At 43.3% G+C, this 14,937-nt stretch carries 9 protein-coding genes and 1 pseudogene; 6 read left to right on the top strand and 4 right to left on the bottom strand.

Translation table 11 applies throughout. From position 1 onward, the window contains the following. Nucleotides 1-38 precede the first annotated feature (38 nt). Nucleotides 39-2,477 carry a type I DNA topoisomerase gene (gene topA / locus T426_RS0101575; RefSeq protein WP_027585179.1) on the bottom strand — a complete coding sequence of 813 codons (2,439 nt, stop codon included), beginning with the start codon at nt 2,475-2,477 and terminating at the stop codon, nt 39-41. 382 nt (nt 2,478-2,859) lie between these two features. Here topA and T426_RS26275 point away from each other — a divergent pair. The 3 genes and pseudogenes from T426_RS26275 to T426_RS0101560 form a co-directional block, all read left to right on the top strand. Then, nucleotides 2,860-3,171 (top strand): annotated as a pseudogene (locus T426_RS26275) (helix-turn-helix domain-containing protein); the annotation flags it as partial. 186 nt (nt 3,172-3,357) lie between these two features. Further along, complete coding sequence (locus T426_RS0101570) at nt 3,358-4,992, top strand: tetratricopeptide repeat protein (RefSeq protein WP_036984104.1); 1,635 nt, start codon at nt 3,358-3,360, stop codon at nt 4,990-4,992. Nucleotides 4,993-5,638: 646 nt separating this feature from the next. Continuing rightward, on the top strand, nt 5,639-7,990 hold the full coding sequence (locus T426_RS0101560) for a penicillin-binding protein 1A (RefSeq protein WP_027585178.1): 2,352 nt from the start codon (nt 5,639-5,641) through the stop codon (nt 7,988-7,990). A 62-nt stretch (nt 7,991-8,052) separates the two neighbouring features. Here T426_RS0101560 and radA read toward each other — a convergent pair whose 3' ends face one another. The 3 genes from radA to panC form a co-directional block, all read right to left on the bottom strand. Next, nucleotides 8,053-9,417, bottom strand: coding sequence for a DNA repair protein RadA (radA, locus tag T426_RS0101555; RefSeq protein WP_025862784.1), 1,365 nt, complete (start codon nt 9,415-9,417; stop codon nt 8,053-8,055). A gap of 90 nt (nt 9,418-9,507) precedes the next feature. After that, nucleotides 9,508-9,858, bottom strand: coding sequence for an aspartate 1-decarboxylase (panD, locus tag T426_RS0101550; RefSeq protein WP_025862783.1), 351 nt, complete (start codon nt 9,856-9,858; stop codon nt 9,508-9,510). A 9-nt stretch (nt 9,859-9,867) separates the two neighbouring features. Further along, nucleotides 9,868-10,716: a pantoate--beta-alanine ligase gene (panC, locus tag T426_RS0101545; RefSeq protein ID WP_025862782.1), complete on the bottom strand. Its 849-nt coding sequence runs from the start codon at nt 10,714-10,716 to the stop codon at nt 9,868-9,870. A 149-nt stretch (nt 10,717-10,865) separates the two neighbouring features. Between panC and T426_RS0101540 the strand changes: the two genes are divergently transcribed. The 3 genes from T426_RS0101540 to glmS all read left to right on the top strand — a co-directional run bounded on the left by T426_RS0101540 (nt 10,866) and on the right by glmS (nt 14,923). Continuing rightward, nucleotides 10,866-11,669 carry a glycogen/starch synthase gene (locus T426_RS0101540; RefSeq protein WP_025862780.1) on the top strand — a complete coding sequence of 268 codons (804 nt, stop codon included), beginning with the start codon at nt 10,866-10,868 and terminating at the stop codon, nt 11,667-11,669. 41 nt (nt 11,670-11,710) lie between these two features. Beyond that, a complete protein-coding gene (locus tag T426_RS0101535; protein WP_027585176.1) occupies nt 11,711-13,015 on the top strand; it encodes a DUF4270 domain-containing protein in 1,305 nt (434 codons plus the stop codon). A gap of 69 nt (nt 13,016-13,084) precedes the next feature. Then, a complete protein-coding gene (glmS, locus tag T426_RS0101530) occupies nt 13,085-14,923 on the top strand; it encodes a glutamine--fructose-6-phosphate transaminase (isomerizing) (RefSeq protein WP_025862778.1) in 1,839 nt (612 codons plus the stop codon). Nucleotides 14,924-14,937 lie beyond the last annotated feature (14 nt).

Raw genomic sequence — 14,937 nt, 5'->3', positions numbered from 1 at the left:
GGGGCAAACCCGTTTAAGTATTTGCCCCTTTCAGTTCTTTATTTTGTTTTCTTTTTCGTCGTTTTTGCCGTCTTTGTTTTAGCCGTTGCTGTTTTCTTTTTGGTTGTCGTCGATGCCTTTTTCGTTGTTGTCTTTTTGGCAGCGGTTTTCTTCGCTCCCTTTTTCCCGGACGTTGGACCTTTTTCAATAATTTTCTTGCAATCCTCCAACGTCAGTTTTTCAGCTTCGGTACTTTTGGGTATTTTATAATTATTCTTATCGAAAGAAATATAAGGCCCCCAGCGTCCCTGGAGCACCCTGATTTCCGGCTCCTCTTCATCAAAGATCTTGATAATCGCTTTCCGATCTTTCTCCCGCTTCTCTTCGATTAGTTCAATCGCCCGATCCCGATCGATAGTATGCGGATCATCCACATCTTTTTTCAACGAAACAAATTTCCCGTCGTGGCGCACGTAAGGTCCGAAACGACCAATACCAATCACCACTTTCTTTCCTTCGTATTCACCAACATCGCGAGGAAGTTTAAACAGTTCGAGCGCTTCTTCCAACGAAATCGTTTCGATGCTCTGCCCACTTCGAAGGCTGGCAAACTGAGGTTTCTCATCCGATTCTTCGGATGCTTCTCCAAGCTGAGCGAACGCTCCGTAGCGACCAATCTTAACCGACACTTCTTTTCCGGTTACCGGATCATCTCCCAGGATACGCTCACCCCGGGTTCGTTCCGAGACGTTGAGTACTTCTTCAATATTCTCATGGAACGGACGATAGAATGTGTCAATCATTTCGTGCCACTGCAATCCGCCCAACGCGATATCATCGAACTGCTCCTCAACAGAAGCGGTAAAATTATAATCCATGATGCGCGGGAAATACTTCAACAGAAAATCATTTACCACCAGGCCAATATCCGTTGGGAAGAGCTTGGATTTCTCTGCTCCGGTTATTTCTGTTTTTTCTTCTTCCTGAATATTACTGTCTTTCAACAGGATGGTTTTGTATTTCCTTTCAACGCCGGGACGATCTTCTTTCACCACATAATTCCGGTTCTGAATCGTGGTAATAATCGGCGCATACGTTGAAGGACGTCCAATACCCAGTTCTTCCAGTTTCCGAACCAGACTTGCTTCCGTGTAACGCGGTGGTTTCAAAGTAAAACGTTCCGACGCGATAATATTATCAAGCTCCAGCTTCTGACCTTTATTCAATGGCGGAAGCAATCCCTTCTGTTCCTCATTCTGTCCTTCATCATCCGTCGATTCAAGGTAAACGCCCAGAAAACCATCGAATTTCAAAACTTCGCCGTTGGCCACAAAATGTTCCTGGGCTCCGGTTACATCGATAGTTACCGTTGTCTTTTCCAATTCAGCCTCTGCCATCTGAGAAGCGATGGTGCGTTTCCAAATCAGGTTATACAGTTTCTGCTCCTGCGGTGAACCAGAAATATTTTCTCTGTTCAAATCAGTTGGCCGAATGGCTTCGTGTGCTTCCTGCGCACCCTTTGCTTTCGTCTTAAATTGCCGTGTTTTCACGTACTTGTCGCCATATAACTCGGTAATCTTTGCTTTCGCAGAACCAATTGCCAGCTTCGACAGGTTCACCGAATCGGTACGCATGTAGGTAATCTGTCCTGCTTCGTATAACCGCTGAGCAACCGACATGGTCATGCTCACGGGAAAACCAAGTTTCCGGCTGGCTTCCTGCTGTAGCGTCGAAGTGATGAATGGCGGCGCGGGTGATTTTTTTGCCGGCTTTGTAACAATATCGGCGATATCGAAATCAGCAACACCACATTTTTCCAAAAATGCCTTCGCTTCATCGGCTGTTTTAAAACGCTTGTCGAGTTCTGCTTCGAGCGGAGCCATTCGCCCACTCTTATCGGGAACCATAAATAAGGCTCTAACACGGAAGGAGGAAGTACTTACAAAATTGTTAATTTCGCGTTCACGCTCTACAATCAAACGCACCGCAACTGATTGCACACGGCCAGCCGACAGAGAAGGTTTCACCTTTTTCCAAAGGACCGGGGAAATTTCAAATCCTACCAAACGGTCGAGCACCCGACGGGCCTGTTGTGCATCCACCAGGTTTTTATCCAGCCTCCGCGGGCTTTCGATTGCCTGAACGATGGCATCCTTGGTAATCTCATGAAAAACAATACGATTGGTGCTATCGGGGTCAAGTTTCAGAACTTCCATCAAGTGCCAGGCAATCGCCTCTCCCTCACGGTCTTCATCGGATGCAATCCAAACTCGCTTGGAATTCTTGACCATTTTCTTCAGTTCGCTGACGACTTTCTTTTTATCATCAGAAACAATATACCTGGGCTGGTACTTATTTTCGAGATCTACACCAAAATCTTTTTTATCCAGGTCACGGATGTGTCCGAAACTGGAGGTAACCTGGAAATCTTTTCCCAGGAATTTTTCTATCGTTTTAGCCTTTGCAGGCGACTCGACAATGACTAGGTTTTCTTCCATTTTCCTTCCCGATAATTATGCAATATGCAGTGAAAACTTTGCAAAGTAAAGGAAATCACTACCTATGTTCAAAATTTTTCTTCCCTTCTTTATTCAATTGACACGAACTTTTTTAGAAAAAGCCCTTTTAAAGGTGTTAATTTCCACCAGAGTCACCCTCGTCATTCATATTCTCAAAATACTTCACTGGTGACTTTTAGGTTGCCTTACACTATCATCAACTGAAAGAGTTTTCCTAATAATAATTCAACCGCCAACCTATCAATATATTGTTAAGAAAAAATTGAATTAAACACAATTATCATTAAGCCACTTACTTGCATCCCTTCTCGATTATTTGTAATTTACTATTTGCTACAAACAGCATTATCAGATACTTGAGATGGACCTCGTTTCTCCAAAAGACGAATTATTCCTCAATCGTATTACTGATATCATCAGATCGAATTTATCCAACGAACAGTTTGGTGTAAGTCAATTAGCTGATGAAATGGGAATGAGTAGATCAAATCTGTACCGTAAAATAAAATCAATTACAAAGGTCTCTGTTAGCCAGTTCATCTCTCAGGTTAGACTAAAATATGCCAAAGAATTACTTCAAAATACAGAATTAACGGTAGCTGAAGTCGCATTTGAATCCGGTTTTCACAGTGTTACTTATTTCTCTACTTGTTTTCACCATTTTTTTGGTTTCTCTCCTCGTGAATCTGCAGAAATCGGACCTACAGAGTCCGGCGCTGAAAATTCCAATTCCTATGCGCATCCAAGTACTAAACCCTTAAGAGGTAAACTGATAAAATGGTCCGTTATATTAATCGCATTAGTTACATCGGTTCTTCTCCTAAGTCACTACATGAGAAGCCCTTCAAAAGGAGAAATCTTGGAAAAGTCGATTGGGGTTTTTCCCTTTACCTATATCGGCCACGACAAAGAAAAACAATACCTCTCCGATGGCATGATGGAAGCCATTTTACACAACCTATCAAAAATTAAAGACCTGAAGGTCATGTCAAAATATTCTTTGGAGAAATATCGGGACAAAGACCGGGACGCCATTGCAATTGGGAAGGAAATGAACCTTACCTACTTGTTAGGTGGAAGCTTTCAACTGGAAGGAAGCAACATGAAGTTAATTGTCCAATTAATAAAAACCAGCGATGGAAGCCAGGTTTGGTCCAAACAATATTCAGGAGAAATCAAAGAGATTTTTTCCTTACAGAGCTCGGTTGCACAAAAAATTGCCGTCGAACTGAATGCGGCGATAGAACCGGAAGAAAAAAGATTAATTGAAAAACCTCCAACCTTCAGTTTAACGGCTTACGAGTTCTATCTAAGAGGCAGGGAAGAATACTATAAATACTCATTGGACAATAAAAACATCGCCCCACTGAATAAGGCGGAAGAATATTACAGGAATGCAATAGCACATGACCCTGGTTATGCAAAAGCATATGTAGGCTTGGCCGAAGTGTATAAAGAGAAGTTTCAACGTGGAAAATATTCCAATGTTCATTTCCTGGATTCGGTTCGGATTTTAGCAGACTCCGCTCTGATATTTGAGGATAAGACAGCAGAAGCATATGCCATTAAAGGCATGTATTACTGGTACCGGGGCAAACGAAAACAGTCCTTAAAAGAGTACAATAAGGCACTTGATCTTGATCCAAATTTATGGGAAGCCTACAGAGGGAAGGGCGTCTTATTCATTGATAGCGACCCGGTAAAGAGCATCGAGAATTACCAGGAAGCCGCGTCAAGAGTCCATGGCACTGATTTGAAATTCATCATGAGGGAAATGATAGTGGCATATGGAGGTGCCGGATTTATCAAGAAAACAGTAAAATACAATGAAGAGACCCTGAGATTATTTGGAGATTCAATATTATATTTCTCTTGCATGGGTGCCCTGGAAGGTGTGGAAGGGAATTTCACAACAGCTGCTCAGTGGTATCAAAAAGCATATGAGAAGGACTCTACTTATATATACTTCTTCTGGAGTGCATTCGATATTTTATACTCGTTAGGCTACAATCTTAGTTTAGCAGGAAACGATACGGAGTCTCTTTATTATTTCAGAAAATGGTTGAATAGTGCTGATAAAAGAGAGGAGACAAAGGATAATGGGCTGCACCGGATCGGGTATGCTTTTTGGCAGAACGGTTTTAGAGATGAAGCACAATATTATTTTGACTTACAACTGGAAATATGCGACAAGCTGATAGCCTCCAAAAGCATTTGGGCACAAAACTATTACTCTTACTATGATCGAGCCGCCGTGAATGCCTTTCTGGGAAATAAAGAAAAAGCATACCATGACCTGAGGATTTTCGACCAAAAAAAATATGTGCCCTTATGGTTGGTCAATTTAATCAAAAATGACCCACTATTTGATAATCTGAGAGGCGCCCCGGAATTTTTGGAAATAGTAAACAACGTGGAAGCAAAATATCAGAAAGGACATGAAAAAAATGCGGAAAAATTAGCCCGATTATATAAAAACGAACCCAACCTCTGACAGCACAGCTTCCATCCTCTCCAAACCTCTTGCAACATAACTCTAAATCGATATCAAATTTTTACATTCATTTCAACCTAGTTGTTTGTTATCCCCGTCTCCATTTTCTGAATTTTATATTCATGTTAAACCCAAAAGAAGGAGGGACAAAATGGAAACCAAAGAACTAAAGAAAACTAAGATTGCAGGCAAAACGACCTCTTCCCTGATCCATCAACAAACTTTTGAAGTGAATGACAATCATGTTCTTATGCTAAGAAAGTCCGAAGAGACAAATTAGAGGCACCTTCCGGTATTCCGGATATTTTTCCTCTAAAAAAGACTATGTAAGTGAATGGGAAGGCGAACTTATCCAGAAATAAGACCAACCGTTCGGACAATTGCAACAGACCATTTGAGAGCACATTTTATGTGCTCATTTTTTGTGTAGTCAAAAAAAGCTCGTCAAAACTCCTTTTGGGTATAGTCATTGTTCAAGAAACATGGATTTGACTCGTCCCGGCAAATGAAAGTCGACAGAGGCAAAGAAGTTTTAAAACAATATCGATTACTTTAACAAAACACTAACTTAATTACATCTCAATAACCGTTTAACGGAAGGAGCATTTATTTTATATCTTTGTCCGTGTTCATTAGGATTGGCGCCATGACAGAAAATAAAAAACCATTCAGAAAATACCTCATAGCGTTCTGGAGTTTGTATGCTCTGGGCGTACTGGGAGTTGTGATTCTGTTTACTCTGATTGCAAAAGGAGATTTGGGTTTTATGCCCACATTTGAGGAACTGGAAAACACTGAACCAGCTCTGGCTTCGGAAGTTTATACGCATGATGGAGAAGTGCTTCGGAAGTTTTTCAAGGAGAACCGTACTTATGTGCGCTATGAGGATTTAAGTCCTAATCTCGTTAATGCCCTTGTGGCAACCGAAGATGTGCGTTTTTACCAACATTCCGGAATCGATCTTCGTGGTCTTTTTCGTGTTGCAAAAGGTGTACTTACCGGGAATGATAGCGCCGGTGGAGGTAGTACCATTTCTCAGCAGGTTGCAAAAATGCTTTTCCCAAGAGAACGTTACGAGAACAAGATTGATTTCGTTATCCGGAAATTCAGGGAATGGGTAATTGCCGTGAAACTGGAACGGAGTTTCACGAAAGAGGAAATTCTGACCATGTACCTGAATAAATTCGATTTCCTGAATTTGGCCGTTGGTGTAAAATCGGCTGCTCAAATTTATTTTAATACAACTCCCGACAGTCTGAATGTTGACGAATCGGCAACATTAGTCGGGATGGCCAAAAATCCGTCTCTATTCAATCCGGTACGTCGTCCCGAAATGGTACTTGGCAGGAGAAATGTCGTGCTTTCGCAGATGACAAAATATGGCTATCTGACACCCGCTGCATACGACACACTGAAAATCAAGCCACTTAATTTAAAGTACAAGAAAGAAGACTTCAAAAGTGGTTCCGGCACCTACTTCACAGAGTATTTGCGCGTAATTATGACCGCATCGAAACCCGACCGCAGCAACTATGCTTCGTGGCAGGGCGAGAAATTCAAAGAGGATTCGATTGAATGGCAGACCAATCCATTGTACGGCTGGTGCTCTAAAAACCTGAAACCGGATGGCACCAATTACGATATTTACAACGATGGCCTGAAAATATACACAACCATCGATTCCCGGATGCAGCGATATGCCGAACAATCGGTCGTAGAACATTTGAGTACCGATTTACAGCCCACTTTCTTCAGCAAACTGAAGGAATTAAAGCACCCACCTTTTTCAGACGATCTATCTGTCAGTCAGATTGAAGGTATCCTTGACAGGGAAATTCGCAAAAGCGAACGCTACCGGGTACTTCATGAACGCGGGTTAAATTTTGATGAAATAAAGAAAGAGTTTAACAAGCCCGTTGAGATGAACGTATTCTCCTGGAAAGGAGAAGTCGACACCACCATGACACCGCTTGATTCCATCAAGTATTACCTGAGCTACCTCCGCTCGTCGATGATGACGATGGATGTAAAAACCGGGGCAGTCAGAGCTTACGTAGGCGGACCCAATTACAAATATTTCATGTACGACATGGTAACCGGCGGAAAGCGCCAGGTGGGTTCCACCGTGAAGCCATTCCTTTACACGCTGGCCATGCAGAATGGTTATTCGCCCTGTACATTAGTGCCCAATACCGAGCAAACTTTCTACCTCCCGGATGGAACAACCTGGACGGCGAAGAACTCTTCATCGGAGCGTGAAGGACAAATGGTTACCCTGAAATGGGGATTGGCCAATTCGGTGAATCAAATTTCGGCGTGGATCATGAAGAAATTCAATCCGCAATCCATGAAAAACGTGATGCGGAAAATGGGTATTATTAGTCCTATCGATGCTGTACCATCCATGTTCCTGGGGACATCAGATATTTCGCTTTACGAAATGGTCGGAGCTTTTGGAACATTTGGAGACCATGGCGTTTATACCAAGCCCTATTTCGTTGACCGGATTGAGGACAAAGACGGAAACGTGCTGGCCCGGTTTACTCCACAGCAACATGAAGCGATTGATCAGAAGACAGCCTATCTGATGCTGAATCTGATGGAGGGCGTTGTTAACGAAGGAACCAGTCAACGGTTACGCTGGCACCCTGTTTATGGTCATCTAACTGCTGATATTGCCGGTAAAACCGGAACCACACAGAACCAGTCAGACGGTTGGTTTATCGGTATCACGCCGGAACTGGTAACAGGGGTTTGGACTGGAGCTGATTTGCGAAGCATTCACTTCAAAGGCATTCATTTCGGGCAGGGAGCCAATATGGCATTACCAATTTACGGTCGATTTATGAATAAAGTGTATGCCGACTCAACATTGAATTTGTCTCAGGACACCAAGTTCGACCGGCCACCGAATTTCAATATCAACCTTAATTGTGACGAGGTAAACAAGCAGAATAGTCAGAAAAACAAGACAACAACTCAGGATGACTTCTTCTAAGGAGAAAAAAATCCTTGAATAAAACAGATACCCCAAAGGCGGAACTCAACATTCCGCCTTTCTTATTTTTGTTGGGAAAAAACCATCCGAACCATTTTTTCAATCCGGTCGACCTGGTTTACCTGTATTTTAAACCGGGAAAAATCTACTCCCTTGTTATATCTCGAGATATAAATTTCGCTGAAGCCCTGTTTTTCAGCTTCCGTAATCCGCTGTTCAATCCGGTTTACCGGCCTGATTTCGCCGGTCAATCCCACTTCACCCGCAAAACAGGATTGTTTACTCACCGAAATATCGAAGTTCGATGAAAGAATCGACATCATAACAGCCAAATCCATGGCCGGATCATCAACACGCAGACCACCGGCAATATTCAGAAAGACATCCTTAGCCATCAATTTAAAACCGGCACGCTTCTCTAAAACGGCCAGCAACATGTTCAAACGCCGCAAATCAAAACCAGTAGCCGAGCGTTGCGGCGTTCCATAGGCAGCTGAACTAACCAGTCCCTGTACTTCAATCATGAACGACCGCATTCCTTCGATGGAGGCAGCAATACTGGTACCACTCAATCCGTCATTATGCTGCAGCATCAACATCTCCGACGGATTGGAAACAATCCGCAAACCATCCTGTCGCATTTCGTAAATTCCCAGCTCAGAGGTTGATCCAAACCTATTTTTCACCGAACGGAGAATCCGGTACAAATAATTCCGGTCGCCTTCGAATTGCAAAACTGTATCAACAATATGCTCCAACACCTTCGGTCCGGCCAGGTTTCCATCCTTTGTAATGTGCCCTATCAAAATCACCGGAATATGAGCAGGTTTGGCGGTTTTCAGTATAGCAGAAGCACATTCCCGGATTTGCCCCACACTACCCGGCGCCGACTCCAATCCATCTGCAGTTAGCGTTTGAATTGAATCGATAATAACCAGGTCGGGCTTTTCATTTTCCATATGTGCCAGAATACTCTCCAGCGAAGTTTCACTTAAAAAGAGACAATCGGCACTGTCCTGTTGCAAACGCTTAGCCCGCATTTTCAACTGTTGCAAACTTTCTTCTCCGGAAATATACAACACCTTCCGATCCTTCAGCGCCAAGGCCACCTGTAACACTAAGGTCGATTTTCCAATACCCGGCTCTCCTCCGAGAAGAATCAAACTTCCAGGAACCAATCCACCTCCCAGCACACGATTCAACTCACTGTTACAGGTATCAATCCGCTCCTGTTTACCGCTGGTGATTTGCTCCAGGCGCAAAGGGCTTGAATAGCTTTTTGGTACAGCCTGCACCGGTTGCTTGCTCTTTACAACAATTTCTTCAACCAGTGTATTCCACTCACCACAGTTGTTACATTGTCCCATCCACTTGGGCCACTGGGCACCACAACTCTGACAGGTATAAACGGTTTTGGCTTTAGCCATTTTCGGGGATTTTGAAGTTGTTATGTACCAAAATTAAAAAACCCCGCGGGAAAACCCACGGGGTATTAGCACGGAAAATATTTTTATTTCTTAAACCAACTTGTTGGTTTCCGTTTCCGGAAAAACCAAGCTGGGTTTCCATTTTTTTGCTTCCTCGAAATCCATAGTCGCATAGGAAATGATGATGACAACATCACCCACGGCCACTTTGCGAGCGGCAGGACCATTCAAACACACTTCACCGGAACCCCGTTCACCTCTGATAACATATGTTTCAAGTCGCTCACCATTGTTAATGTTGACGATTTGCACCTTTTCGTTCTCAATCAGGTTGGCCGCATCCATTAGATCCTCATCAATGGTAATGCTCCCTACATACTGCAAATCGGCAGCTGTAACGGTTACCCTGTGAATTTTGGATTTGCAAACTTCAATATTCATCACCTGAATTTAATGTTTTTCAAGAATTACATTATCGATTAACCGGACTTTACCGGCGTGTACTGCTATACAACCCACTTTCACGGTAGGTTCGTCCCATGTTTTTACTGGCTGAAGGTAGTTATCATCAACTATCTCAAAATATTCAACCTCGAGGAGAGGACTTTTGTTTATTTTTTCCTGCACCCAGGCTGTTAATTCTTCTACGCTTTTTTCCCCGACCAGTTTCTTTGCTTCGAAAAGGATCTGTGATATAACTGGCGCAGCAGCACGATGTTCTGACGTGAGAAGTTGATTACGGGAACTCATCGCCAAACCATCAGCTTCACGAACAATTTCACAGGGAACAATTTCGATATCGTAGTGCAATTGGCGTACCATTTCCTTAATGATGGCCAGTTGCTGGAAATCTTTCAAGCCAAAGTAGGCACGACGCGGCATCACCACATCAAAGAGCTTGCTGACAATTTGACCTACACCGTTAAAGTGCCCGGGGCGAAAACGACCTTCCATGACCGTTTCGAGGTCTCCAAAGTTAAATTGCCGGGTATCGGGTTCGGGATACATCTCTTCCACCGAAGGGGCAAAAACCATTGGATCGCCAATAGTTGCAAGTTTTTTCATATCCTCTTCCAGTGTTCTGGGATATCGTTCCAGATCAGCCGGATTGTTAAACTGAGTAGGATTCACAAAAATGGAAACAACCACTAGTTCATTCTCTTTTCCGGCCTGGCTGACAAGCGAGAGATGCCCTTCGTGAAGCGCTCCCATCGTAGGCACAAAACCGATGCTTTTCCCCTGATTACGATAAGCATCCAAAGCCTCTTTCAGCTCATTCCGGGTAGTAAAAAGTTTCATCTTTTCATTTGGTTACAGCGTGCAAAGTAACGAAATATATAAACACGATAAAACACTCTTTCACTCCTTGCTGACAGGCCCATAACCCTTTTAACGTTGAATATCTGATGGATTTTTTCTATTTTTGCAGGATAAATTCTCAAAAGATCATGGAAAAGAAGAAGGTTTTATTCATCTCTCAGGAAATTACCCCCTACCTGCCAGAATCAGAAATTTCACAAATTAGTCGTCACTTACCTCAGGGTATACAGGAGAGAGGGAGAGAGATACGGACCTTTATGCCAAGATACGGCAGCGTGAATGAACGCAGAAATCAGCTTCACGAAGTTATCCGGCTTTCCGGAATGAACCTGGTTATAAACGACACCGATCACCCACTGATCATCAAAGTTGCCTCGATACAGGCAGCACGCATGCAGGTTTATTTCATCGATAATGAAGATTACTTCCACAGGAAAGCCAAATTTGGAGATTCAAAAGGAAAAGAATTCGAAGACAACGATGAACGTGCCATCTTTTTTGCACGGGGAGTTTTGGAAACCGTAATAAAACTGCGCTGGGCTCCCGATTTAATTCATTGTCACGGATGGTTTACCGGTTTGGTACCCATGTTCATCAAAAAAGTCTATAAAGACAATCCATTATTTGCCAACTCAAAGGTAGTTTACTCCGCTTATAACGACGCATTTAAAACTCCATTAAACAGTCAAATCATTTCAAAAATTGCCGAAGATGGCATTCCGAAAGAAGATATTTCTGTCTTGTCCGATCCTACCTTTGTAAATTTGAGTAAACTTGCGGTGGATTATTCTGACGCAACCATAAAAGGGAGTGAAAGCATCAATGAAGAGGTTGAGAATTACATGAAGCAGTCAGGAAAGCTCTTCCTTGATCATCAACCGACTGATACATACATTGATGCCTATTCAGAGTTTTACGATAAAATTTTATAATTTCCGCGTCTCTTACAAAAACTACTAAAAACGGAAATACTTTGATACACAAATATTTTTTCAAGCCCGGGGGTGTGGTAATAGCTTTGGCCCTCACCCTGCTGATGTTAGGAGGATGTAAAAAGAACGATGAGTCGCTGGGTCTTGATTTACTACCCGGTAGCAATTTGCTTAATGCTCGCTACAGCAACGAAACAGGCACCATTTCGTCATATACCTTTACCGACAATAAGATCAGAGTCGATAAACCCGGTTTCAATATTTTCGGGAGCTTCAACGACCCACTATTCGGACGTACAACTGCATCATTTGCAGCTCAGTTTCGTTTACCTTATTATCCATCGTATAGTCAGAACGCTGTTCTCGATTCGGCCGTTTTAAGCCTTGTTTACCGGAAGGTATACGGTGACACCATCACGCCCCAACAAGTGAAAGTGTATAAATTGGTTGAACCGCTGAATTTTGATGCTCAGTATCTTTCGTCATTCGATCCGAAAACACTGACAAACGACACGGTTGTTGGTATGGCTGATTTCACGCCTAAATTCAGAACCGATTCAACCGGTCAGGATACCATCGTTCAGGAAATTGCTGTTCGCTTAAACGATGAAGTTGGCAATCAGTTGTTACACGCCGATTCGCTGGATATGGTAAATAATGAGGCATTCCTCAACTTTTTCAAAGGTTTGTATGTCGAATCGCAGCCGTTACAATCCGGCGGTGGATTGGTTTTTCTGAAAGCGCATGCATCATTGCTTCATTTATATTACCATGTTGCTGATACCGACAGTTTGTCTTTCTATTACCAATTGACGACCAACTCGGCTGATGTACCTTATTTCGAACATGATTATACAAATGCATGGTTCGCCGATCATCTGAATCAGGAAGACGTCGAAGATTCGCTGATATTTGTTCAACCAACCGGAGGAACGAAGGTGAAAATAGATGTCCCATCTCTTGACAGTTGGGCCGACTCGACCAATTGCATGATAAATAAGGCAACGTTGACATTTCATGCTGATACGACCATGTCTGATTTCCGTCAGTACCCAATGCCAAACCAACTTTTTCTAAAAATAATTAAGGAAGACGGAAGCGAGGCCTTTCCGATTGATAGCCAACTTTCGCTGTCTTATTATGGTGGTGTGTACAATTCGACTGATGCAACGTACACATTTAATATTACTCAGCATTTACAAGCGATTCTTGACGGAACTGTTCAGAATTTAGGTTTTTACCTTGTTTCTGCCACTCGAAAAGAATCAGCTGACAGAGTCGTATTAAAAGGAAGTAAAAGCTCCCAGCCTATCCAGTTGGAAGTGAATTATACACGGTATAAGTAATATAACGGTATCGTTGTCCGTTGTTTCCTTGATTGACAGATAAATTTTTTAACCTCAAAAGAAGAAATTATGTGTGGAATCGTAGGCTACATTGGCGACAAGAATGCTTACCCCATTTTAATTAATGGATTAAAAATGCTCGAATACCGGGGGTACGACTCTTCCGGTATTGCTCTTTTAGGAGACGAGCAACGCGTGTACAAATGCCAGGGAAAAATTGCCAACCTGGAAGAATTGGTTTCTGATAAAGATACCAGCGGGAAAATCGGAATCGGACACACCCGCTGGGCCACTCACGGTGAACCAACCGACCAGAATGCTCATCCCCACACCTCTATGAACGGTCATTTCACACTCGTTCATAATGGCATTATCGAAAATTATTCCCGCTTACGCGATGATTTGATCGAGCTGGGTTATACATTCCAATCGCAGACCGACACGGAAGTGCTGGTCAACCTGATTGAGTACGTATACCTAAACAGTGAAGAAAAATCTGCCGAAATTGCTGTTCGTGCTGCCCTGAAAAAAGTAGTAGGTGCCTACGGAATCGTTATTGTCTGCAACGAAGAACCCAATAAACTTATTGCCGCGCGCAAAGGTAGTCCACTGGTTATCGGTATTGGCAATGATGAATATTTTCTGGCATCCGATGCGACACCTATTGTAGGATACACCAATCAGGTGCTTTACCTCAACGATCACGATGTCGCTATCATCGAGCGGGGCAGCCTCACGCTGAAAAATATTAATAACGACCCGCTCGTAGCCAAAATCAAGCAGGTTGATTTAAGCATCGGCGAGCTGCAGAAAAATGGTTACGACCATTTCATGCTCAAAGAAATCTTCGAACAGCCCAACACCATCGAGCAATCGTTTAAGGGACGCATAAAAACCGACAACAGCGATATCGTTTTAGGTGGTCTTCATAACGTAATGCCTAAATTAATGGATGCCCGCCGCCTCATTATCATTGGTTGCGGAACCTCATGGCATGCTGGTCTGGTAGGCGAATACCTGTTTGAAGAATATTGCCGCATTCCGGTAGAAGTGGAATATGCTTCAGAGTTTCGCTATCGTAATCCCATCATCGATGAAGACGATGTCGTGATAGCCATTAGTCAAAGCGGTGAAACCGCCGATACCCTGGCCGCCGTAAAGTTGGCCAAAGAGCGGGGTGCAACTGTATTGGGAATTTGTAACGTGGTGGGCTCGTCCATTCCGCGCGAAACCGATGGAGGTGTGTACATCCACGCAGGTGTCGAAATCGGTGTGGCTTCCACCAAAGCCTTCACCGCACAGGTAACCATCCTGACAATGATGGCTGCTCTTCTTGGTAAAGAACGGGGTAAACTAAGTTTGGAAGATTACCGCGTCATCATTCAGGAGCTTTCGGAAGTGCCCGAGAAAATCAAAACTATACTGAAAACCACCGATCATATCAGGAAGGTGGCCGACAAATACAAAGACGCGGTGAACGCTTTATATCTTGGACGCGGAGCTTTATTCCCCGTAGCATTGGAAGGTGCGCTGAAACTGAAAGAAGTTTCTTACCTGCATGCCGAAGGTTACGCGGCCGCGGAAATGAAACACGGACCGATCGCGTTAGTCGACGACAACCTGCCTGTTGTAGTGGTTGCAGCGAAAGATCGTTATTACGAAAAGGTGGTCTCCAACATCCAGGAAGTAAAAGCACGGAAAGGAAACATCATTGCGGTCGTTTCAGAAGGTGATACGCAACTTGATAAAATGTGTGACGATATTTTCGAGATTCCCCGTTCGCACCCGGCCGTGGCACCGCTACTGACCATCATTCCATTGCAGTTATTTGCTTATTACGTTGCAATATTGCGTGGAACAGATGTCGATCAACCACGAAACCTGGCCAAGTCGGTTACAGTAGAATAAAAGAACAAAAGAAT

It is taken from the genome of Prolixibacter bellariivorans ATCC BAA-1284, from assembly GCF_000621705.1.
Taxonomy (GTDB): domain Bacteria; phylum Bacteroidota; class Bacteroidia; order Bacteroidales; family Prolixibacteraceae; genus Prolixibacter; species Prolixibacter bellariivorans.
Note: the sequence above shows the minus strand (reverse complement) of the source record. Positions and strands in the feature narration are given on the sequence as shown.